The 24,282-nt window shown below is 45.3% G+C and carries 17 protein-coding genes and 2 pseudogenes; 15 read left to right on the forward strand and 4 right to left on the reverse strand.

The features are described 5' to 3' along the window. Positions 1-31: 31 nt before the first annotated feature. Complete coding sequence (locus V8N38_RS07665) at positions 32-661, reverse strand: phosphatase PAP2 family protein (protein WP_147839536.1); 630 nt, start codon at positions 659-661, stop codon at positions 32-34. Positions 662-891: 230 nt separating this feature from the next. On the opposite strand from V8N38_RS07665, the gene udk reads away from it, so the two are divergent. The 3 genes from udk to asmA all read left to right on the forward strand — a co-directional run bounded on the left by udk (position 892) and on the right by asmA (position 4,117). After that, positions 892-1,533, forward strand: a complete 642-nt coding sequence (udk, locus tag V8N38_RS07670) for a uridine kinase (protein WP_004938922.1) — start codon at positions 892-894, stop codon at positions 1,531-1,533. Positions 1,534-1,658: 125 nt separating this feature from the next. Then, complete coding sequence (dcd, locus tag V8N38_RS07675) at positions 1,659-2,240, forward strand: dCTP deaminase (RefSeq protein WP_019454407.1); 582 nt, start codon at positions 1,659-1,661, stop codon at positions 2,238-2,240. 44 nt (positions 2,241-2,284) lie between these two features. Beyond that, positions 2,285-4,117 carry an outer membrane assembly protein AsmA gene (gene asmA, locus V8N38_RS07680; RefSeq protein WP_147839535.1) on the forward strand — a complete coding sequence of 611 codons (1,833 nt, stop codon included), beginning with the start codon at positions 2,285-2,287 and terminating at the stop codon, positions 4,115-4,117. Positions 4,118-4,171: 54 nt separating this feature from the next. Here asmA and V8N38_RS07685 read toward each other — a convergent pair whose 3' ends face one another. Continuing rightward, positions 4,172-5,965: a hypothetical protein gene (locus V8N38_RS07685; RefSeq protein WP_147839534.1), complete on the reverse strand. Its 1,794-nt coding sequence runs from the start codon at positions 5,963-5,965 to the stop codon at positions 4,172-4,174. 270 nt (positions 5,966-6,235) lie between these two features. Between V8N38_RS07685 and dcuC the strand changes: the two genes are divergently transcribed. Further along, positions 6,236-7,588, forward strand: coding sequence for an anaerobic C4-dicarboxylate transporter DcuC (gene dcuC, locus V8N38_RS07690; RefSeq protein ID WP_147839533.1), 1,353 nt, complete (start codon positions 6,236-6,238; stop codon positions 7,586-7,588). 31 nt (positions 7,589-7,619) lie between these two features. Here dcuC and V8N38_RS07695 read toward each other — a convergent pair whose 3' ends face one another. Both V8N38_RS07695 and V8N38_RS07700 read right to left on the reverse strand, forming a co-directional pair. Continuing rightward, positions 7,620-9,203: a TerC family protein gene (locus tag V8N38_RS07695; protein WP_060440356.1), complete on the reverse strand. Its 1,584-nt coding sequence runs from the start codon at positions 9,201-9,203 to the stop codon at positions 7,620-7,622. A 243-nt stretch (positions 9,204-9,446) separates the two neighbouring features. Beyond that, positions 9,447-9,947, reverse strand: a pseudogene (locus V8N38_RS07700) (transposase); the annotation flags it as partial. 516 nt (positions 9,948-10,463) lie between these two features. Here V8N38_RS07700 and galU point away from each other — a divergent pair. From galU to wbaP, 11 genes and pseudogenes are all read left to right on the forward strand, one after another. After that, positions 10,464-11,363: a UTP--glucose-1-phosphate uridylyltransferase GalU gene (gene galU / locus V8N38_RS07705; protein ID WP_147839531.1), complete on the forward strand. Its 900-nt coding sequence runs from the start codon at positions 10,464-10,466 to the stop codon at positions 11,361-11,363. Positions 11,364-11,403: 40 nt separating this feature from the next. Next, positions 11,404-12,315, forward strand: a complete 912-nt coding sequence (locus V8N38_RS07710) for a sugar phosphate nucleotidyltransferase (protein WP_147839530.1) — start codon at positions 11,404-11,406, stop codon at positions 12,313-12,315. Between the two features lie 265 nt (positions 12,316-12,580). Beyond that, positions 12,581-14,107 carry a hypothetical protein gene (locus V8N38_RS07715; RefSeq protein ID WP_147839529.1) on the forward strand — a complete coding sequence of 509 codons (1,527 nt, stop codon included), beginning with the start codon at positions 12,581-12,583 and terminating at the stop codon, positions 14,105-14,107. 17 nt (positions 14,108-14,124) lie between these two features. Next, positions 14,125-15,108, forward strand: coding sequence for a polysaccharide pyruvyl transferase family protein (locus tag V8N38_RS07720; protein ID WP_147839528.1), 984 nt, complete (start codon positions 14,125-14,127; stop codon positions 15,106-15,108). A gap of 296 nt (positions 15,109-15,404) precedes the next feature. After that, entirely contained in the window at positions 15,405-16,496 is a 1,092-nt protein-coding gene (locus V8N38_RS07725; protein WP_147839527.1) for a glycosyltransferase family 4 protein, read from the forward strand. A 29-nt stretch (positions 16,497-16,525) separates the two neighbouring features. Further along, positions 16,526-17,662 (forward strand): polysaccharide export protein, encoded by a 1,137-nt coding sequence (locus V8N38_RS07730; RefSeq protein WP_072021577.1) that lies wholly within the window; start codon positions 16,526-16,528, stop codon positions 17,660-17,662. Positions 17,663-17,672: 10 nt separating this feature from the next. Next, the gene (locus tag V8N38_RS07735) at positions 17,673-18,104 is read left to right on the forward strand and encodes a protein-tyrosine-phosphatase (protein ID WP_047568487.1); all 432 of its coding nucleotides are present in this window, start codon (positions 17,673-17,675) and stop codon (positions 18,102-18,104) included. A gap of 15 nt (positions 18,105-18,119) precedes the next feature. Beyond that, positions 18,120-20,273 carry a tyrosine-protein kinase Wzc gene (wzc, locus tag V8N38_RS07740; RefSeq protein ID WP_147839526.1) on the forward strand — a complete coding sequence of 718 codons (2,154 nt, stop codon included), beginning with the start codon at positions 18,120-18,122 and terminating at the stop codon, positions 20,271-20,273. Between the two features lie 100 nt (positions 20,274-20,373). After that, a complete protein-coding gene (locus V8N38_RS07745) occupies positions 20,374-21,438 on the forward strand; it encodes a glycosyltransferase family 4 protein (protein ID WP_147839525.1) in 1,065 nt (354 codons plus the stop codon). Positions 21,439-21,503: 65 nt separating this feature from the next. Then, positions 21,504-22,661, forward strand: coding sequence for a glycosyltransferase family 4 protein (locus tag V8N38_RS07750; protein WP_147839524.1), 1,158 nt, complete (start codon positions 21,504-21,506; stop codon positions 22,659-22,661). A 111-nt stretch (positions 22,662-22,772) separates the two neighbouring features. Further along, positions 22,773-24,206 (forward strand): annotated as a pseudogene (gene wbaP, locus V8N38_RS07755) (undecaprenyl-phosphate galactose phosphotransferase WbaP). Positions 24,207-24,282: the final 76 nt, after the last annotated feature.

Below are 24,282 nucleotides of genomic sequence, written 5' to 3' on the forward strand. Positions count from 1 at the left end.
GGCAAGAACCCGGCTTAAACGCCGGGTTTTTTTATGGGATGCGGACAGGGTTGTGCAAATCCGCGCGGGTATAAGGACGTTCGATTTGCGCCAGCGTTTTGGCGATATGTTCCAGCAACCCCTGGGTGGGGGCCGGCTGACGATGTCCCATCAGTGCCAACGGCAAGGCCAGCGCGATGGCCAGGTGTGGCCAGGAAAGGCATGGGCGAGCCTTGGCGCGTTGCAGCCACAGGAACAGTGCGCTGGCCAGGTAGCCTAAAATCAATCCGCTGATCACCTCGGATACCGAGTGAACGCGAATTTCCAGCCGCGACACGCCGATGGTGAAAGGCAATATCCACCCGGTCAATAGCGCGAGGCTGCGCACCGGATGGGAAAATCGGCCGGTCAATGCCCAGAGCAGCGGCGGCCAGATGCTGGCTGCGAGGGCCGAATGGCCGCTGAATCCGGTGAAATCATAACTTGCGTTACCAATACCCCAGCCCATAAAGGCCAGTTTGGACAGGCAGACCAGCCCGCCGGTGAAGCCGAAGATCAACGCCCACTGCCAGCCTGCCGCGCGGGTGGCGGAAGACGCGAGCAGCAACAAAAACAGAATCAGCGCACAGGGTAGCAGCAGCATGCTGTCGCCGAAAAAAGTCAAAAAATACCAATCCAGCACATCAATCTCCGATGAAAGACTACGGGGTCCAGAAGTCAGCGCTGGAGTTTAACCTGTTGCCGGGCATTGCCCTAGCCGTGAGATTCTTAAAATGCGCGTTGCCGATACGGCGCGATAGCCCGAATTCGCCCGCCGTCGCGCAATATACAGTGGCGCAAACCCCGACGACTCCCTATAATTGTCGCGTTTTAGTTCCCCCCTTCACATTACGAAATCAGGTCTTTAATTTTATGACTGACAATCCGCATCAGTGCGTCATTATTGGTATAGCTGGCGCATCTGCCTCCGGAAAAAGCCTTATTGCCAGCACGTTGTACCGCGAACTCCGCGAGCAGGTCGGCGATGAGCACATCGGCGTTATTCCAGAAGACAGTTACTATAAAGACCAGACTCACCTGACCATGGAAGAACGGGTCAAAACCAACTATGACCACCCGAGCGCCATGGATCACAATCTGCTGTTCCAGCATCTGCAGATGCTGAAGGCCGGCAAGGCGATCGAACTGCCGCTGTACAGCTACACCGAACACACGCGCAAGAAAGAAACCGTCCATCTCGAACCTAAAAAAGTGATTATTCTGGAAGGGATCTTGCTGCTGACGGATATCCGCCTGCGCCAGGAGATGAACTTCTCGATCTTCGTCGACACGCCGCTGGATATCTGCCTGATGCGCCGCATGAAGCGCGACGTCAACGAGCGCGGCCGCTCGATGGATTCGGTGATGGCGCAATACCAGAAGACCGTGCGCCCGATGTTCCTGCAGTTTATCGAACCTTCCAAACAATACGCCGATATCATCGTCCCGCGCGGCGGCAAGAACCGCATCGCGATCGATATTCTGAAAGCCAAAATCAGCCAATTCTTTGAATAATGCCGCTTAATGGCCGGAAATGTGCATTTCCGGCCGGTGGCCAACTATTTGCACCCCGGCGTAGACCTTTCGCCCGTTGTGTGGCAATTTTTGTTTAGTGACGCGTTTTGATGGAGAAGAAAGACATGAGACTGTGCGACCGCGATATAGAAGCCTGGCTGGATAGCGAGAAACTGGTGATTTCCCCGCGCCCGCCGCTCGAACGCATCAACGGGGCCACAGTAGATGTCCGTTTGGGCAATCAGTTCCGCGTGTTCAGTGGCCATACCGCGCCTTTTATCGATCTTAGCGGGCCGAAAGACGAAGTCAGCGCCGCGCTGGATCGCGTGATGAGCGACGAGATTGTCCTGCCGGAAGGCGAGGCGTTCTTCCTCCATCCCGGCGAGCTGGCCCTGGCGGTGACGTTCGAATCCGTGACGTTGCCGGACGATCTGGTGGGTTGGCTCGACGGCCGTTCTTCTTTGGCGCGCCTGGGGCTGATGGTGCACGTGACCGCGCACCGTATCGATCCGGGCTGGCATGGGCGCATCGTGCTGGAGTTCTACAACTCCGGCAAGCTGCCGCTGGCGCTGCGGCCGGGGATGCTGATTGGCGCCTTGAGCTTTGAGCCGTTGTCCGGCCCGGCGGCCCGGCCATACAACAGCCGCCAGGACGCAAAATATCGCGATCAGCAGGGCGCAGTAGCCAGTCGAATCGACAAGGACTAACGGCGCGGGATGCACCGTCGGTGTGGCGCTGACAAGAGGGTGGCATGAGAAGATTACTGACGACATTGGCGATTTTACTGGTGGTCGTGGTGGCGGGGATGTCCGCGCTGGTACTGCTGGTCAATCCGAATGATTTTCGCGGCTACATGGTCAAAAAAGTCGAGCAGAAGAGCGGCTACCAGCTGACGCTCGAAGGCGACCTGCGGTGGCACATCTGGCCGCAGCTCAGCATTTTGGCCGGCCGCATGACGCTAACCGCACCGGGTGCCAAAGCGCCGGTGGTGAGTGCGGAAAACATGCGCCTCGATGTCAAACTGTTGCCGCTGCTGTCGCATCAGCTGTTTGTGAAGCAGGTGATGTTGAAAAACGCGGTTATCCGCCTCACGCCCGACAGCGAAGAGCACTCGCAGGTGGACGCCCCAATCGCACCCGCCGGTAGCGGTACTGACGCGGCAGACGCGGCCTGGAAGTTCGATATCGATAACCTTCGGGTGGTGGACAGCCTGCTGATTTGGCAGCGTGCCGATAACGAACAAATCAATGTCCGGGATATCAATCTCACCCTGCAACAAACGGAGAAACGCCAGGCGCAGCTGGAACTTTCCAGCCGGGTCAACCGCGATCAACGTGACCTGACCTTCAGCATGGCGGCCGATGTCGATCTGCAGCAGTTCCCACGCCAGATTGGCGCCAAAGTGACCCAGTTCAATTACCAACTGGCGGGCGCGGATATTCTGAACGGCGGTATTCAGGGAGAGGGTAATGCCCAGGTGGTCTATCAGCAGACGCCGGCGCAGATTGCCGTCGGCCAGCTTAACGTCAGCGCCAATAACAGTCAGTTGACCGGCGATATCAGCGCCACGCTGGGGGCAGTGCCCGGCTATGTGGTGAACCTCAATTCGGCAAACCTCGATCTCGACGCGCTTTCCGGCTGGCAATCCAGCACCACGACCGCCGAGCAGCCCGCCGTGACTTCCGCGCCGGTGATCGCCAGCCAGGTTGACGATCGGCAGCAAAACCTGGAGGCGCTGCGCGATTTCACTGCACAATTGAACCTGCAGGCGGCACAGGTAACCTATCGCGGTATGAACGTTGCCCAGTTGGCCGTTACGGCGGACAACCAACGCGGCCTGCTGACGTTGCACAAGCTTGCCGGGCAATTGGCCGGCGGAGATTTCTCCTTGCCGGGAACGCTCGACGCGCGCGGCAATAAACCGGTGATAAGCGTACAACCGGTGCTGAATCAGGTTGAGCTCGGCACGGTGCTCAAGGCATTCGATATGCCGCAGATGCTCACCGGCAAGTTCAGCATGAAAGGGGATCTGACCGGCGATCGCCTCTCTTCACAGGCATTTGAGCGCCGCTGGCGCGGTACGGCGCAGCTGGCGATGCAGGATGCGCAGCTGCACGGCCTGAATATTCAGCAGCTGATTCAGCAGGCGGTGGCGCGTAATGATAACAGCGTACGTGGGCAAGACAGCTATCAGCGCTATACCGAAGTCAAAAGCGTCTCGGCGCAGGCCAGCCTGAGTCAGGGCATGGTCAAACTTAGCGGCCTGACGGCGGATTCGCCTTTGCTGGCGCTGACCGGCGCCGGCAGCATCGATATGCCGGGCAAACAGTGCGACATGGCGCTCAACGTGCGCGTCACCGGCGGTTGGCAAGGGCGCGGCGAGCTGATTGAGCAACTGCAAAAAACGCCGATCCCGCTGCGGGTCTATGGGCCTTGGCAACAGCTGAATTATCAACTGCAGGTCGATCAAGTGCTGCGCAAAACGCTGCAGGATCGGGCCAAGGATGCGTTGAACAAATGGGCTGAAAAGAACAAGGATTCGCGCGAAGGCCAGGATCTGAAGAAGCTGCTCGACAAGCTGTAATATTAGCCCCTATGGGAGAAGTACTATCATTCCTGTAGGGGCAATTAACTGTAATTAATCAGATATTTTACCGTAACCCTTCCATACACCCGGAGAACCTGATTCTACGCATCTCCAACCGTCCCAACTACCAGCTATGGGGAGGGTATTTATGACTCTATCTCCTTGATTGTAACTACCTGATGTTGGCACTGCATTACTGTAAATTGTTCGCACATTACTTGGGATTGAAATTTTCTGTTCTGCCCCAATTAACTCTTTCCCTGCAACATTGTTAGCGTAATAAACGCCATTAATGCAGTTAAAAATCACATTTCCCAGTACAGTACTATTTATAAATGAATGAGATAATTTTCTGTCATTGAGTTTGTCATTAAAATATACGTCTTTAGATACGATAACTCCATCAAAATGAACTCCTAGGGATGGATTGACAGAGCCATTTACAGACAGTTGACCTATCGAGCCGCCAAACCATCTTATAGAACCTGCCGTTTTATTTAATATGACATCAGCTGCGTAGACGTTTGAGAACTGATGATTTCCATAGTAAGCCGAAATTATTATGTTCCCTACACGGCAATTGGATAAAGAAATATTGCCTCTTTTCCCCTCAGCCAGAGTTTTAATATCACCACCTAATGCACGCCCCCCGCTTATCGTGGTTGCGCCGTAGCCTTTAATTAATACAGCGTTTCTGAAGCGAGAACCAGCATGTTCAATTATTTGTACATCTGCATTATCAACTTCTAAAAAGTCTCTCTTTGCCCATTGATTTTGATCTCTAACCTCGGCATGTGTTTGGGTGAACATGAGCCCAATTCCACTTTTAATGCGAACATAAGGGCTGCACTTATTGTTCTCTATTTGACAGTTGTTGAATCTGATCATGTTACACGCATCATTTTTGATGGTGCTTGTTAGTAATAATGCCGGATGCGTCGTTTGTGAATTGTCGCTAACATCACCGGTAGAGTATCCACCGTCTTGTATATTGGTTGCTTCAAAAACGGAATCTTGTACTTTATCTAGCCAAAGATTGCAACCATGAAAAGAGTAGATCTGTAGGTTGTTGGTGTAAATATATCCGACGTTACTAATGCGTAGTGCACTTAACGTATAGTTATTTCCATCGAAAGAAATATTTTCTATCCTCAAGCCCCAACTGAAGATCTTCTCATGATTATATTCTAAAAGTATCACATCGGGATTTTTCGGATCCTCGCTTGGTGATATTATACAGTTTCTTGTGTTGCTCCCTCTCAGTACTCCGGCCCAATTACCCGGTATCCGTAATATGCCTGGTTTAAGATAAGTGACTCCACTTGGAAAAATCAGCTCAACTCGATAGTTATTTACCATGGATTCTTGGAGTATATTTGAATTGTCCTCGCCGTACTGAGGTGAACCAATCCTGACACCTAGCCATTCAATTGGCCAAATATTTGTTGATACGGAGTCAACTCTTATCCAGCACCAGGTTTCATCTACTCTAATAACAATTCCATTTTTTTCCTTTAGATCTTTTGAACGAGCTGAGTAAAACTCTCCTCCACCTGTTGATTTGATATCATTAGTGGAGTAAAAGCTAACGACATCAATTTTTTGCCCAGGAAATTGGGGGGTTATTTTTCTTAATGTATCAATATCTGGGCAACGACCTATATATTTAGCACCATCATAGCCGGATAATTTTGACGAGAGGACAGATAAATTGTTACTTGAAGATAAGTCTTGTTCCGTACTGTTGGATTCGATGCTTTTTACGGTCTCTGCCGCATAGGACTTCGCTACTAAAATTCCTGAGGTGCCCGCTATGATAGTTTTTACCAGATCTCTTCTGTTCATATGTCCACCCATAAAACACAATGTAAGATGAAGGTTGTTAGCGATAATAGCATCTGATAAAAGCTTGTAAACATTAAGTTGTTAAATGTCTTTTCCAAATGTTATGGCATTGTTATCTATGAAAATGAAGAAAATTTATTATTAGGATTGTTCTGTCATTCAAGGGAGCATCAATTTATTGCGATATTTCCTATTTTGTTTGATTTGCATCACGATTAAGTCGTGGCGTTTCCTTAGTCTATTATTTGTCTATTTTCTTTGGGGTTATTTATGACTGAGCTCGCTATCGGGATTATCGTTGCTGCCTGTGTAGGCCGTTACATCATCAAAGGGTATTCCGCCACCGGCGTCTTGATGGTGGGCGGGTTACTGCTGCTCGGTATCAGCGCCCTAATGGGGAAAACGTTGTTGCCGTCCGGCGCCGCGTCTACCGGCTGGCGCGCGACCGATATTATCGAATACGTCAAGATCTTGCTGATGAGCCGCGGCGGCGATCTGGGCATGATGATCATGATGCTGTGTGGTTTCGCCGCTTACATGACGCATATCGGCGCCAACGACGTGGTCGTCAAGCTGGCCTCGCGCCCGTTGCAGATGATCAACTCGCCTTATCTGCTGATGGTGGCGGCCTATTTTGTCGCTTGCCTGATGTCATTGGCGGTCTCTTCCGCCACTGGCCTCGGCGTATTGCTGATGGCGACGCTATTCCCGTTGATGGTGAACGTTGGCATCAGCCGCGGGGCGGCGGCGGCCATTTGCGCTTCGCCGGCGGCGATTATCCTGGCGCCGACCTCTGGCGACGTGGTGCTGGCGGCCAAGGCGGCGGAGATGCCGCTGGTGGACTTCGCGTTCAAAACCACGCTGCCGATCTCGATTGCCGCCATCGTCTGCATGGCCGCGGCGCACTTTTTCTGGCAGCGCTATCTCGACAAAAAGAACAATGAAAAGCATCACATCATGGACGTCAGCGAAATCAACACCCACGCGCCGGGGTTCTATGCGATTTTGCCGTTTACGCCGATCCTCGGCGTGCTGATTTTCGACGGAAAATGGGGGCCGGAGCTGCATATCATTACCGTACTGGTCGGGTGCATACTGTTGGCGGCCGTGATCGAGTTTGTGCGCAGCTTCAGCGCCAAACAGGTATTCAGCGGCCTGGAAGTGGCCTATCGCGGCATGGCGGACGCTTTCGCCAGCGTGGTGATGCTGCTGGTGGCCGCGGGTGTATTCGCGCAGGGGCTGAGCACCGTCGGCTTTATCAGCGGCTTGATCGGGCTGGCACAGTCGTTCGGCACCGGTGGTTTGATCATGATGTTGGTGCTGGTGGTGATCACCATGCTGGCGGCCATGACTACCGGTTCCGGCAATGCGCCGTTTTATGCGTTTGTCGAACTGATCCCGAAACTGGCGGCGCAGATGGGCGTGAATCCGGCCTATCTGGTGATCCCGATGCTGCAGGCGTCTAACCTCGGCCGCACGCTGTCGCCGGTCTCCGGCGTGGTGGTGGCGGTTTCCGGCATGGCGAAAATCTCGCCGTTCGAAGTGGTGAAACGCACTTCGGTGCCGGTAATTGTCGGGTTGGTGGTGGTGATCGTGGCGACCGAGCTGTTGGTTCCCCAGTAAAAGAAAGGCCGGGCGATGCCCGGCCTCAATGCTAAACCTCGTAGTCCTCCGGTGGGGGAGGCGGGGTGATCTTCACTTTCAGAATGCGGTGGCTGTTAACCTCCAGCGGTTCGAACAGATAGTCACCGATCTTGATTTGCTCGCCTTCTTGCGGCACACGCTGGCTGTGTTCCATCAGCAGCCCCGCCAGCGTGTGGTATTCGCGTTTTTCTTCCAGCGGCATCGGCAGGTACAGCACCAGATCTTCCAGCGGCATATAGCCGTTGGCAATCCAGCTGCCGTCTTCGTTTTGCTGAATGTCATGGCGTGCGTCCACCTCTTCGCCGGCCTCCGGCAGATTGCCGGCGATGGTTTCCATCACGTCCGTCAGGGTGACGATACCTTCGACGGAACCGAACTCGTCGACCACAAAGGCAAAGTGCGTCTGCGCCTGGCGGAACTGTTCCAGGGCGCTTAACAGCGTGAGCTGTTCCGGGAAGATCAGCGGTTGGCGTATCAGCGCGCGCAGATCCAACGGCGCCTGCGCCAACTGCTGTTTGAGGACGTCGATAGTATGGATAACGCCCAGCGGTTCGTCGCTGGCGCTGCTTTCCACCACCACGATGCGCGTGTGCTGATTACGCTCCAGCAATTGCGTCAGTTTCTCCTGCGGATCGTTCAGCTCGAGGTATTCGACGTCGTGACGCGAAGTCATGATGCTGCTGACCGTGCGCTGCGCCATGCCCAGCACGCGTTCGATCATGCGCCGCTCTTGCTGATTGAAGATCTCGCCGTTTTCGCTGTCGCTGTCCGCCAGCAGGTTGGCGGAGTGGCTGTCGACCTCCGCTTCTTCGTGTTTACCACTCAGCATGCGCAGTACCGCCTCGGCGGTGCGCTCGCGCAGTGGCCGCACCTTCGACAGGAAGCGCCGGCGGTTGAACTGTGCCAGTTGGTTCAATGCTTCGATCATCACCGAGAAGCCGATCGCCGCGTAGAGGTAACCTTTCGGAATGTGGTAGCCGAAGCCCTCCGCCACCAGGCTGAAGCCGATCATCAGCAGGAAGCTCAGGCACAGGATAACGATAGTCGGGTGAGCGTTGACGAAGCGCGTCAGCGGCTTGCTGGCCAGCAGCATCAGGCCGATGGCGATACACACCGCGATCATCATCACCGCCAGGTGGTCGACCATGCCGACTGCGGTGATCACCGAGTCGAGCGAGAAAACGGCGTCCAGCACCACGATCTGCGCCACCACCGGCCAGAAACGCGCGCCTTTGCGTGCGCCGTGCTGTTCTTCATCCTTGCCCTCCAGCCGTTCGTTCAGCTCCATGGTGGCCTTGAACAGCAGGAATATCCCGCCGACCAGCATGATCAGATCGCGGCCGCTGAAGGGGTGCTCCGCGACGATGAACATCGGTTTGGTCAGCGTCGCCAGCCACGAGATGGAAGCGAGCAGCGCCAGGCGCATGACCAGCGCCAGCAACAGACCGACGACACGAGCCTTATCTCTTTGTTGTTTTGGTAGTTTGTCCGCCAGAATGGCGATGAAGACAAGGTTGTCTATACCCAGAACGATTTCCAGCACGACCAATGTGGCCAGGCCGGCCCAAATTGTTGGATCAGCGATCCATTCCATACGCCCAATTTCACCTGTAAGTTCTACGGCTTATGCCGCAGGGGAATGATGGGCGCTGAGGCGGCAAAATTCAACTTTAATCAGAGGAAGTGGATGAAAACGGGGTATTTAGGCTGACAAAAAAACCAATAATCCTAAACGCGCTTGAGGAGGCCACTATGGCCGAGCAACGGTATAACGGTATATAGATCTTGTGACCTGCTCCCTAAGATCAGATACAACTGCCAGTTAGTCATATCAGTTGTGGATAACAAGCAGACCTTCTCGACGCAGTGGCTGCATTACGGCGGGAACCGATGTGTCTGCGCTCCGGTGCCAGCATCGGTGATGCGTTCAGATAAATTCGCATCAGTCGTCGACGCTGTGCTTCATCGCGGCTCGTCGACAAGTACAAACCAGCCAGCAGATCTGACATTGCGACAGGCCCGTCGCTTCACACATCATTACAGCAGCACAGCAGCTACCTGCTTGTGGTCTGTTGCCAGTACTTTCGGCGCTGCATAGCCTGTAATGTTTTCTTTTCAAGCATGGATTCTGCGAGCAACCTCTAGAGGTGAGCATTCTCTTCTTCAAGTGACTTAAGACGTTTTAGTTCAGGTAATTCCTGCAGCCAAACTTCTTACGCCAAGTATAAAAGGTAGCTTCAGAGATCGCATGCTTACGGTCAAGTTCACGGGCAGATATACGCGCTTCGATTTCACGGAGAATACTGATGAGTTGTTCGCTGGCAAAACACTTCTTCATGCGGGGCATCATGTTGCTTATGAAGACATTACTAACGTCAGGATGGGGTGAACAACGAAGAGCCGGTCACATGAAGCCAATTGTTCATAAAAAACACATGACTAAAAGTTTAAATAAATCAGATCGTTGAAATAAATCCCTATGCTACACTTCGTCTGTATACAGATCGTTAGTAGTCTTATTCTGAAAACACCTAACCGCAGGTATCTAAGGCTTGTATCAGTAAGTTAATAGTATAAGAATCTTAGCCTCATAAGTGGCAACAACTAGCATTGTTTGGTTATAAGGCACACAATTTTTGCCGTTTTGTGAGTCGCAAAACATTCATGTGGGCATACAAACTTCGTGGCTCGTAGAAGTGTGATGGTAATCGCCAGTAAATTCGCAACCAACAGCATTTTGGTAGCTTTAAGCCAAGGGCGGTAGCGTGCCTAAATGAATTTTTGTATTGCCATGCTTTGTCCGATTGGTGTGGTTTATGCTAAATAAATCAGTTAATTGCTTGTGGAAGTGGACATGCAGAAAAGACTAAAAGCTGTGATCCCCGTGGCGGGTCTAGGGACGCGTATGTTGCCTGCAACCAAGGCGATCCCTAAAGAAATGTTACCAGTGGTTGATAAGCCACTTATCCAATACATTGTCAGCGAATGTGTTGCCGCCGGCATCAAAGATATCGTACTGGTCACACATTCTTCAAAAAATGCGATTGAGAACCATTTCGACACCTCTTTCGAATTAGAAGCAGTATTGGAAGCGCGAGTAAAACGCCAGCTGTTGGCTGAAGTACAAAACATCTGCCCATCGGATGTGACCGTGATGCAGGTTCGCCAAGGGCAAGCGAAAGGACTTGGCCATGCGGTATTGTGCGCCAAACCGATGGTGGGTGATTACCCCTTCGTAGTCCTCCTGCCGGACGTCTTACTGGATGAAGCAAAGGCAGATCTTCGCAAAGAAAATCTGGCCAAGATGCTCCAGCGTTTTGATGAGACGGGATTCAGTCAAGTCATGGTTGAACCGGTACCGGAAGAAGACGTATCTAAATATGGCGTGGTAGATTGCGCGGGTGCGGCGCTCATTGCGGGTGAAAGTGCACCGATGACGGCGGTGGTAGAGAAACCGGCTCGTGAGGACGCACCTTCAAATCTAGCTGTTGTTGGCCGTTATGTGCTTTCCGCAGACATTTGGCCTTTGCTTGAGAAAACACCGCCTGGTGCTGGCGATGAGATCCAGTTGACCGATGCTATCGCCATGCTGATGGATGAGCAAATAGTGGAAGCCTTCCATATGAGCGGTAAATCACACGACTGCGGCGATAAACTGGGTTATATGAAGGCCTTTGTGCAATACGGTTTGCGCCATGCCACAGAAGGTGAAGATTTCTCGCGATGGTTGAAGCTGGCCTTGAATAACAACTAACATGTGGCTGAGTACGTTCACAAGATTGAAGAGGACGAGCATGACGAAGTTGAAAGCTGTCATTCCTGTCGCTGGCCTTGGCATGCATATGCTACCGGCGACCAAAGCGATTCCTAAAGAGATGTTGCCGATCGTCGATAAGCCTTTGATTCAATATATTGTTAATGAGTGCGTAGCCGCAGGCATCAAAGAGATCATTCTGGTTACGCATTCATCTAAAAATGCAATAGAAAACCATTTCGATACGTCCTTTGAACTGGAAGCGATGCTCGAGGCACGTGTTAAGCGCCAGTTGTTGGATGAAGTCCAATCGATAACGCCGAAAGGCGTAACGTTGATGCATATTAGGCAAGGGCAACCTAAAGGGCTGGGGCATGCGGTACTTTGCGCCAAACCATTGATCGGAAACGCTCCTTTCGTGGTGCTGTTGCCGGATGTGTTGCTTGACGATGCTAAAGCCGATCTGAAAAAAGATAACTTGGCACACCTGATTTCCCGTTTCGAAGCGACGGGATTGAGCCAGCTGTTGATACAACCTGTGGATGAGCATGTTTTGCGCGATTACTCTGTTGTCGAGTGCCAGAACAATACGTTGCAGCCAGGCGAATCCTCACCCATTACCGCTATCATCGAAAAGCCGGACAACCGTGTTCAACTGAAATCCAACTATTCGGCTGTTGGGCGCTATGTACTGTCAGACGCCATCTGGCCCATTTTGGAAAAAACCGAGCCGGGTGTCTGGGGACGTATTCAGTTGACGGATGCGATAGCCGAGTTACTGAAGCATCAGACGGTCGAGGCCACTGAATTGGTTGGTGAGTCGTTTAACTGCGGTGAAAAGCTAGGCTATCTGCGGGCCTTCGTGACTTATGGATTACGCCACCCAACACAGGGTCACGCATTTCGAGAATGGCTTAAACAATTTGATTTTGAATTGCTTCCCGCTAAGTAACTACAGCAGTATAGAAATTATTTAAACAAGTCGAGCAATCGAGAGTTTGCTCGTCTTTCTTTTTGCTATGTCAAAGTCCTTGATGTTAACAAGAGAAAGTTAGTTCATTGTTTATGATAATCTAATTCGGTTAAATGAAGCCTCAATGTGATCTATCTAGAACCGCAACTCCTTGTGTTCTTTACATCATAAGGATGGGGGCTGAAAGGGAGGTGAATTATGGGCGCTCGACGTCAGTTTTATTCTACTGAGAAGAGAACTCTAAGTGGTAAATAAAAAATTAATGGCGAAAAACACTTTCATGCTGTATGGCCGCATGTTGTTAATCATGTTTGCGACGCTATATACATCACGAATGGTTCTGGAAGCCTTGGGTGTTTACGATTTCGGCTTGTATAGCTTGGTCGGTAGCATAATCATACTGTTCTCGTTCATTCAGAATGTTTCGGCTTTGGCTACACAGCGTTTTTTATCTGTTGGCTTGGGGAAGATGGATTTTGCCTGGACGAATAAAGTATTTAACGTCAGTATAATTGTCCATTTAATCATATGTGCGTTGATAATTTTCGTTGCAGAGACAGTTGGGCTTTGGTTTTTACTGCATAAGTTAAAAGTACCAGAAGCAAGGCTAGATGATATATTCTGGGTATATCAAATATCAATTCTTTCTTTGCTTTTTCAAATAATGCAAACGCCATTTATAGCATCAATGATCGCATGTGAAAAAATGGATTTATTCGCCAAAATCGGTATTTTCGATGCCTTCCAGCGATGGTTTATGGTGTTTATTTTCTCGATCTCGGCGGTTGAAAATAAGATTATCGGTTATGCGATATTCTTGCTAATAGGTTACTTTCTTGTCTTTTCGGTTTATCTTAAGTTTTGTACTTCGCGGTTAAGTATTTGTAAAATAAATCTTCGCCAGAAGGATAGTGCGAGTTTGCTGAAGGAAATTTTCTTCTTCTCTAGTTGGTCGATGCTGGGGTCACTAAGTGTGGTAGGGTTGTCACAGGGAATTGCGTTACTAACCTACTATTTTGTAGGCGTCGTAGCTAACGGCGCCGTCTGGCTAGCAGAACAAATATTGATTGCCTTTAATAGAATTATCGGTACTTTGCAGACAGCATTTAATCCTCAAATAATAAAGCAGTATACGATTGGTAACCATCATGAAGTTGAGTCTCTATTATCGCTATCCTGCAAATTAACAGCGTTTGTTGTCATGGTTTCTGCAATACCGGTTTTTATTGATGCAAAAGCTATTGCCGAAATTTGGCTAAATACCCCTCCTGAGTATTTGGTCGGTCTTATAAAAATAGTTGCCATATATGTTCTGATAGATTCAATGTCGGGACCTTATGTGACTGCGATTTATGCAGTTGGGAGACTTAGGAACTATCAAATTATAGTTTCTTCAATCATGCTACTCTCTCTCTTACTCACCCTAATTCTTTATTTTTCCGGCTACTCTATCTACATTGCAGTTTCTGCACGAATAGCTTGCACTTTATCTTTGTTGATTTTTAGAGTTATTTATGTGGGTAAAATTATAGGGATAAACGTCAATCGTTTTTTATGTTATGACTTCCCTCGCTTGGTATTTGTAGCTTTAGTTTGTATTCTTTTAAGTCATTATTGTAGTTATTATATGGTAGGTGGTTTCTTTGGGGTCTTTAGTTTAACGTTAGTTAACCTCTTTGCTGTCTTGATCATGTTTTCTCTGTTTATCGTGAGCAAAAAAGAGAGGGTGAACATTATCAATATGATTAAAAATCGATTTAAACGGGTTTAATATATTAAGGTTGAAATATGAATAATGAGTATGGTGTGTTAACTTATGAAAGTGAAGTATATGTTAAGCGCAATTGGATTAACCTTGGTGACTATGTCCAAAGTACAGCGGCTAAACAATTTTTCCCTCATGTAGATAATTTTATCCCTCGTGACCATATGAATTCATATGCAGGCAATAAAGCCAAAATGATTATGAATGCCTGGTACATGGATTTACCTGAAAATTTCCCTCCATCAGATAATGTCTGCCCGCTATATGTATCGATACACATTAACTCTACGGTTGCAGAAAAGATGTTGACTCCGGCAGCAGTCGAGCATTTCAAAAAATACTCGCCCATAGGTTGTCGCGATTTCTACACTCGTGATTTGTTGCAAAAAAAGGGGATTGATGCGTACTACTCAGGATGCATGACATTGACCTTAGGAGAGTCATACAAGCGAAATAAAGTTACTGATGATGTATACTTCATCGACGTAATGTATGACTCCAAAACGTTACCTGAGCTAATTCGTCAGCCTCTTCGATTCGGTAAACGAATTCTAAATGGGCGGGCATTTGAATTCACCCATCGTAAAAAAATACTAAATCAGTACTTCGATGCAGAATTATTAGAGCAAGCCAAGTTTGAAACACAAATTATACCGTATATTGATGCGAAGGTAGGGTTTAAGTTAGCCGATGATTTCCTGCGACGCTTGGCTAATGCAAGATTGGTAGTGACGTCGAGAATTCACACAGCATTACCGTGCTTGGCTATGGGAACTCCTGTTATCTTCGTTAATGGCGGCTTTAAGAATAAGGTCGACAATTGTCGATTTGATGGTCTGTTTGACTTCTTCAATAGAATTGATGTTGATGATAAAGCTGAGTCGACTACAAACTTTGAGTATTCTGGTGAAAAAATAGGGCTTAGAACTCTTATCAAAAACAAAGACATTCACCTTCAATATGCAAATGAATTGATAGCAAAATGCAAAGATTTTGCACAGAGCTAATTTTTTGATGCTACACCGTAGCATGCCATTCAACTGAATGCCTCGAAAATAAATTCTCGTCATTATATGGATATGGTCATGGCAACTTTTGTTTTATTTATAAAGCATCAGTGCAAGTGTTCACCATATTCTCGTTGGATGATTTTTCTTGGTCGCTATAGACATAGACGTTTTGTAATATATAAATAAGGACTGCTTTGAGTTTTAGCTAATACAACAAAGTAGTCATTATTTTTTTATGAATACTGCCTATAAATAAAAACCAAATCGTAGTATAGGTACGGGTAGACCTGCGTATGAATGATATGATAGACAGTGATATTAAACTCTTTTCTTCAGCGCTTGACGATTGTCCAATATGTTTCATTTTCCCCTCCAAAATAGTGGGAGGACATGAGATTATGGCGATAGAACTTATCAAGTTACTGAGACAGCAAAAAGAATTTAAAGAAAGAAATTTTCTGGCGTATGTTCCTATTGATAATCTAAAAATAAAAAAAACACTGTTTGAAAATGGAATTGCGTACGAATCATTTAAAGCCAATTTATTCAAACCCGAGTTCCTACATGCTCTCTTTAACCCTGTATACATATCACGCTGTATCAGGTTGCTACGATCAACCCCAAAGGGAAGTAAAATAATTGTTGTTCAGGGTGATATTCTCCAGGGACTGGGTTACTTTGTCGCAGGGAGATTGCTTGATAAAACTGTGACTAGCTATATACCATATGCTCATTCTTTCAAGAGAATGGCGGCAAAAGCTGCATGGCTAAAAGATAGTTTTTCAACCTTAGCTTATAGGCTATGTAATAATTATATAACGATATCGAAAGTTTTTGAAAAAGAACTAATAAATAGAAATAGAAAAGCAAAAGTCCTTATTGTTCATAATTTCGTTGAAAAAACCTCAGCATCTTTCACTGTGCGAGAATTTTGTGTCACTGATGTCGTTAATATTTTCATCATTGGCCGTGTGCAATTTCATCAAAAAGGGCATGATGTATTAGTGGAAGCCCTTTCAGGGATTGGCGAATATCAAATTGCATTGCATGTAGTTGGTGACGGTCCAGATCTAAAAAATTTAAAAAACATGCAGGGAAAATTACCAGACAACATATCGATGGTTTTTCATGGCTGGGCAACCAACTCTTGGGATGTGGCAGAAAAGAACAAGATTGATTTTCTGGTAATACCATCGCTGTTCGAAGGCGTACCGCTTGTCATGTTGGAAGCTTTGGAAAGAAATGTGCCAATCATTGCTGCTGCTAGGGATGGTATGTTAGATTACTTACCTACGGACAGCCTATATGATGTCAGTGGTGATTCTGTGATGGCTCTTCGGAGTAAAATAATCGCTCACATTCGCCAGCGAACGCCAAAAATTTAACTTAAATATTCAGATGGTAGTGATCAATAATGATAAATCCAAAAGTTAAAGCTTTAGCAATCATTGTATATGGAGCTATGCTAACGGGGTGTGCAATTGCACCCGGTCAGCACCTAACAACTGATAGCAAAAATGTTGTTAAACAAGAAGATAGTGACTTTCAGATTGATGAACTAGTTAACATTTACCCTTTGACTCCCTCGCTTATCGCCAAACTTAGACCGGTAAAAGTGGTTGCTCAGCCTAACGTATTATTAGAGCAAGCAACGAAGAATTATGAGTACAGAATTGGTGTTGGTGATGTTTTAAACATCACAGTGTGGGATCATCCAGAACTAACTACGCCTGCAGGCCAGTATCGTAGTGCGAGTGATACCGGTAACTGGGTACAATCCGATGGGACTATCTTCTACCCTTACATAGGAAAGGTTAAAGTTTCAGGGAAAACAGCCAGCCAGGTAAGAAGTGAAATCTCTAGTCGTCTGACCCAATACATTGAAAGCCCCCAAGTGGATGTGAATATAGCTGCCTTTAGATCTCAGAAAGCTTATATTACTGGTGAGGTTGAGAAGTCAGGTCAACAGCCAATTACCAATATTCCATTGACAGTATTGGATGCCATTAATGCGGCAGGCGGACTCAGTGCTAATGCCGACTGGCGAAATGTAGTTTTGACACACAATGGTAAAGAGCAAATACTATCACTTCAAAAGTTGATGCAAAATGGTGATTTAACGCAAAATCAGTTGCTCTATCCAGGTGACATCATTTATGTACCACGTAACGATGATTTGAAAGTTTTTGTTATGGGTGAAGTCAAATCCCCGGCGACATTAAAAATGGATCGCAGTGGTATGACCTTAACAGAAGCATTAGGCAATTCTGCTGGCTTGGATCAAAACACTGCTGATGCAACAGGTGTGTTTGTTATTCGACCTCTGCGTGGAACGCAAGGGAAAAAGATTGCGGATATATATCAACTTAATATGGCTGATGCTACCGCTATGGTAATGGGTACTGAATTCCATTTACAGCCTTATGATGTTGTTTATGTTACAGCTGCACCTGTCGTTCGTTGGAACCGTGTCATAGTACAGCTTGCTCCTACAATCTCTAGCTTTAATAATTTAACTGAAGCTAGCTTGCGTATCCGAAACTGGCCGTAGGAATTGAGACATGTTTGATTCAATTTTAATTGTTTGTGTCGGAAACATATGTCGTTCACCTATCGGTGAACGTTTACTAAAGGAGTTGCTTCCTCACAAAGATATTAGCTCTGCAGGCATTTCAGCCTTAGTTGGCAACTCTGCTGATGCTAAAGCCATCAATGTTGCTAATGCACATGGGTTAAGTCTGAATGGGCATGTTGCACGCCAACTAACCACCGAAATGTGTAGGAAAAGCTCACTTATTCTTGTTATGGAACGTAAGCATATTGACGCTGTGTGCCAATTCTCACCGGAAGCACGTGGAAAAACGATGCTTTATGGCCATTGGAACGATAGAAAAGAAGTCGTCGACCCCTATCGTAAGAGCGACGAAGTCTTTGAGTTTGTCTATAAGCTGTTAGCTGAGTCAGCGCAGAAATGGGTTAAAGCACTAAATTGATGAATAGAGATGACAATGACTGAAAATAAAAGAGCTGGCACTACTGGCAATGGTCAGGATGACATCGATCTCGGCAGATTATTTGGAATACTGATTGATCATCGTTGGTTGATTATTGGTATAACCCTTTTATTCTCTGTAGTGAGCATGGTATATGTCATATTCGCAACTCCCGTCTATCAATCAGATGCTTTAATTCAGGTTGAAAATAAGGCAGGGAATGCGATACTTAGCGATCTGTCACAAATGATCTCTAATAATGATTCCAGTACTTCATCGACCGAAATAGAATTGATCCAATCTAGGATGGTAGTAGGAAAAACTGTCGATGATCTTGGTCTCGATACTATCGTTTCTGTCAAAAGATTCCCTATTCTTGGTCGCGCCTGGGAGCAGCTAATCTCAGAGAAAGAACCCAAAATTGCACTCTCACGCCTTAATGTGCGTGAAGATCTGATTGGTTCTCAGATGGAACTTAAGATTGTCGATAAAAATAATTATATTCTGTCAGCTGATGATACGGAAATTCTTAAAGGGCAAGTAGGCACACTAGCAACATCGGATTATGCTAGTTTACTTGTAACAGATATAGATGCGGCTCCCGAAACGATTTTTTTTGTTGAAAAAGTACACAAGATTAATGCGATAAATACAGTTTTAAAAGCTTTGACTGTTGTGGATAAGGGAAAGGATACCGGTGTTCTTAATCTCAGTTATTTGAGTACTGATCCCGTGCAAGGCAAAAAAGTGCTTCAAAGCATTAGTAATAATTATTTATTGCAAAATGTCGAAAGAAAGTCGGAAGAGGCCGCAAAAAGTCTGGCTTTCTTAAAAGAGCAATTACCAATCGTACGAGAGTCACTAGATACGGCTGAAAACAAGCTGAATCTTTTCAGGCAACAAAACTCTTCTGTCGACCTCTCTCTTGAAGCTAAATCCATGCTGGATACTATCGTATCCACAGAGTCGCAGCTCAACGAGTTAACTTTCAAAGAGGCCGAGATATCCAAGCTTTACACTAAAGAGCACCCTGCTTATCGAGCATTGTTAGAAAAGCGTAAAACATTGGAGACAGAGCGAGGTAACTTAAATAAGAAAATTAATGGAATGCCGAAGACTCAGCAAGAGATAATTCGGTTAACACGTGATGTTGATGCAGGTAAAGAAATTTACATGCAGTTATTAAATAAACAGCAAGAATTAAGCATCACCAAAGCGAGTACAGTTGGCAATGTCCGTGTGGTTGATCCTGCAATCACTCAGATCAAACCTGTACAACCACGTACGTTGTTAATTATTATCATTGCAACAATTTTAGGCTTGCTGATATCCGTAAGTATTGTTTTGCTAAAAACAATGTTGCATAAGGGCATCGAAAGCCCAGAGCAGCTTGAACAGGAAGGAATAAACGTATACGCGAGCATCCCGTTTTCTGAGTGGCAACAAAAGAAAGATAGAGAGACGTTTGTTCACTATAAAAAACGTCATCAACCAGGCAAAGGTAATCTTCTTTCTACAGAAAACCCTGCAGATCTAGCAATTGAAGCTATTCGAAGTCTTCGTACTAGTTTGCACTTTGCAATGCTTGAGGCAAAAAACAATGTTTTAATGATATCTGGTGCTAGTCCTAATATTGGTAAAACTTTTGTTAGCATTAACTTAGCTGCTGTTATTGCTCAAACAGGGCAAAGGGTTCTTATTATAGATGCCGATATGCGAAAAGGTTATTCGCATAGTTTGCTGGGTTTCGAAGGGACAAATGGCTTATCAGATATTTTAGCTGGGAAAATAGGAATAGAGAGCTCGATAAAGAAAACTGATATAGAAGGAATGGACTTCATTTCTCGTGGCCAGGTTCCACCTAACCCTGCTGAACTATTGATGACCTCGCGCTTTGGAGACCTTGTTGATTGGGCTACTAAAAATTACGATCTCGTGCTTATCGATACACCTCCGATTCTAGCTGTTACTGATGCAGCTATTATAGGTCATCATGTTGGAACATCTTTAATGGTTGCCAGATTTGCGATGAATACCGTTAAAGAGATCGAAGTAAGTATGAGGCGTTTTGAGCAAAATGGCATTGAAGTTAAAGGTATTATTTTGAATGCTGTTGAGCGACGGGCTACTAACTATTATGATTATTATCAATATGAGTATAAAAGCTAGAGTTTAGTTTTTAACATTAGGGTAGGATTTCTTTCTTACCCTAATTTATTACATGCTTATTTCAAAAGATAATAGTCAAAAATAAGGTATTTATCTGGTTATGATATATGTCAACGCGAGATTTTTAACGCAAAATCTGACTGGAGTACAGCGATTTGCAGAGCAAATTAGTCTTGAATTTAAGAAAATCAGAAACGATGTTGTATTCCTAGCACCTCCAGATATTTTGAGAGACGAGATAGCATCTAAGCTTAATGTAGTTAAAATCGGAGAAAGAGGAGGGCACTTTTGGGAGCAGATAACCCTTCCTAATTACCTTAAGAATAATGGAGGAGGGCTCCTGATCAATCTTGGTAATACTGGCCCAGTTTTTTATAGAAATCAGATCGTAACACACCACGACGTTACGTATAAAAAATTCCCTCAAAGTTATTCATGGAAGTTTCGCTCTATTTATAACACCTTTATTCCTTTGATGCTAAAGAATAGTCGTGCATTAATAACGGTTAGTGAGTTTTCTAAGGATGAAATTGAGAGTGTTTACAACTATGGCAGAAATAGAATAAATGTCATCTATAATGCTTCGAGTGATGTTTTCAAAAAAAAATTAAAAAATTCTAACTCCCAGGTTCCGAATAAATATTTTTTGGCCGTTTCTTCTCCTAGTTTTCATAAGAATTTTCATGGTTTAATAAAGGCTTTTTCAAAGGCAGAAAACTTTGATGGTTACTCTTTAAAAATAATTGGTGAGAAGAGCAAAAATCTTGGCGGCATAGATTTGGATGATTTGATCAGGAATTGTAAAAATAAAATTGAATTTCTTGGTCGGGTTTCAGATGAAGAACTCGTTGAACTTTATTCAAACGCATATTCATTCATATTTCCCTCTTTATATGAGGGATTCGGTATTCCTCCTTTGGAAGCGCAAGCATGCGATTGCCCCATTCTGTCATCTAACGCAGCTTCAATGCCAGAAGTCTTGTCGGATAGTGCAATCTTCTTCAATCCTGAAGATGAATATGAAATTATTAATGCAATGTATATGATAAGAGATAACCCAACGCTTCGTGTTCAGTTAATTGAAAAAGGTCGCGAAAATATTAAAAGATTTTCTTGGGTTAATTCGGCACAACAATTGAATACTCTTGTTGACAGCTTAAATTAGAAACTGATTCGTTTAATGTTGCATCAGTTCATCTTAGCATAAATATTATGACTCAAGGGATTTCTATGTTTCAAGAGAAAATCAACGTCGGAATTGTTGCTGATTGGCTAGTTACGTACGCCGGTGCAGAGAAGGTTATTAAAGAGTTTTTTGAAATTTATCCAGAAGCTGACTTGTATTCTGTTGTTGACTTCTTATCTGATGAGTCACGTATTAATTTCAAAGGCAAGAAAGCCAAAACTACATTTATACAAACTTTGCCAAGGGCGAAGAGAGCATACCAAAAATACCTTCCATTAATGCCTCTTGCCATAGAACAACTAGATGTTTCTAATCACAATGTTATTCTGTCTAGTTCACATGCTGTATCAAAAGGGGTACTCACCGGACCTGACCAATTGCATATTTGTTATGTTCATTCACCAATTCGCTATGCATGGGACTTACAGCACCAGTATTTAAAAGAGTCTGGTTTAGACCGCGGGTTGAAGGGAATGCTTGCAAAATGGTTGCTACATAAAATTAGGATTTGGGACTGCAGAACCACTAATGGCGTTGACCATTTTGTGGCAAACTCTCAATTTATTGCTCGCAGAATAAAAAAAGTATACGGACGTGATGCAGATGTCATTTATCCGCCTGTGGATGTCGAGCGTTTCAACTTCTGCTCAGAGAAAGAAGATTATTATGTCACTGCATCACGCCTCGTACCTTATAAAAGAGTCGATCTTATTGTTGATGCATTCAGTGCCATGCCAGATAAAAAGTTGGTTGTGATTGGTGATGGTAGTGAGATGAAAAAAATAAAGTCGAAAGCAGCCGGAAATGTTGAAATTCTAGGTTATCAAACCAATGATGTAATGCAAAAATATATGGAAAGGGCTCGTGCATTTATTTTTGCAGCGGAAGAGGATTTCGGAATTACTCCAGTAGAAGCTCAGGCTTGTGGCACTCCTGTGATTGCTTACGGAAAAGGTGGGTCTCTCGAAACGGTAAGGCCGTTTGGAGTTATGCACCCAACGGGTATTCTGTTTGATCAGCAAACGCCTCAATCTGTGATAGCTGCTGTCCAGCATTTTGAAAAAATAAAAGATAGCTTTGTTGCTGAAGATTGTCGAAATCATGCGATGAAATTTTCAAGTGAACGTTTCCAGAAGGAAATGGGTGAATATATATCATCCAAATGGGAACAGTTTGAAGAAAGCAAGAAAATAGTATACTAATTTATTATGGTGGGCTCTCGAATAGAATGCATTAGCTGAGATAAATGCATCGCTTTATTTTATTCGAGTTTTTATAAGGCGATTAAAGCCATTCAGGAATGGGTAAAACTGATGAAAAGAAATAATGTTTTTTGGGGGGGGGCTTTCCCAAAAGTATTTCTTGCTGCGGCTGATTTGTTGTTTTTTAATTTAGCAATTGTTTTTGCTTATTTTATTATGTGTTTTTTGTTTGATAACGTATCTGTTTTTATTCCTGCGAATGAAATGAATATGAGGTTTTTATCTCATTTCTTCCTTTCTGTCATTTGCATAGGATGGTTTTGGACTCGACTTAGACACTATTCTTACCGGAAGCCTTTTTGGTTTGAATTGAAAGAAATTATAAGAACATTAATAATTTTCGCGGTTCTAGATCTGGCATTAGTTGCATTCTCAAAATGGAACTTTTCTCGGTTACTATGGTTGGTTACCTGGACGCTGATCCTTGTCGCCGTTCCGCTAGGTCGTAGCTTAGCCAAGCACATTCTGAATAAACTTAATTTGTGGAAAAAAAACACTATCATCATTGGGTCTGGTCGTAACGCATTTGAGGCATATGCTGCTCTACAAAGTGAAGAAGTGTTATGATTCAACGTTTCCGCGTTTGTGTGCACAGATTCACCATGTGAAAGAGAATATAATGGTATTCCTGTAATTAATAGTGAAAAGGAATTATGGGAAATTGCAGACATAGAAAATACTCAATTCATTGTGGCTCTCGAATTTGAGCAACATAGCTTGCGTGATTGGTGGCTAAAAAATCTAGCAAAACACAATTGTCGTTCAGTATCTGTCATTCCTACTTTACGAGGAGTACCTCTTTACGGTACTGACATGTCATTTATTTTTAGTCATGAAGTGATGATTCTTAGGGTCAGCAATAATTTAGCAAAACGCTCATCGCGTTTTCTTAAACGTATCTTTGATATTTTCGGTTCATTTGCAATAATGCTCGTTTTGTCGCCAGTGCTGCTATTCTTAGCTTATACGGTATCACGTGATGGTGGAAAGCCAATCTATGGTCATGAAAGAATTGGCCGTGACGGAAGAAAATTTAAGTGTTTAAAGTTTCGTTCAATGGTTGTAAATTCGCAAGAAGTCTTGGCTGAATTACTTGCTAATGATCCGTTGGCGCGTGAAGAATGGAATAAAGATTTTAAACTAAAAAATGACCCGCGTATTACTAAGATAGGTTCTTTCATACGTAAAACCAGTCTTGATGAACTTCCACAACTTTGGAATGTTTTTATTGGCGAAATGAGTTTGGTTGGACCGCGCCCCATAGTTGAGGCAGAGCTTGAGCGCTATGCAGGCGATGTTGATTACTATTTAATGGCGAAACCTGGCATGACGGGGCTATGGCAAGTTAGTGGTCGTAATGATATTGATTATGATACCCGAGTCTATTTTGATGCATGGTACGTCAAGAATTGGGCACTATGGAACGATATCGCCATACTTTTTAAAACTATTAATGTCGTGCTTAAAAAAGATGGCGCTTATTAAGTGATTTAAGTTTATATGCACTTACGTTTATCCGTTAAGTGCATATTTTTATAACGATTTTAACCTGTCATAAGTT

This window comes from Serratia nevei (genome assembly GCF_037948395.1).
Lineage (GTDB): Bacteria > Pseudomonadota > Gammaproteobacteria > Enterobacterales > Enterobacteriaceae > Serratia > Serratia nevei.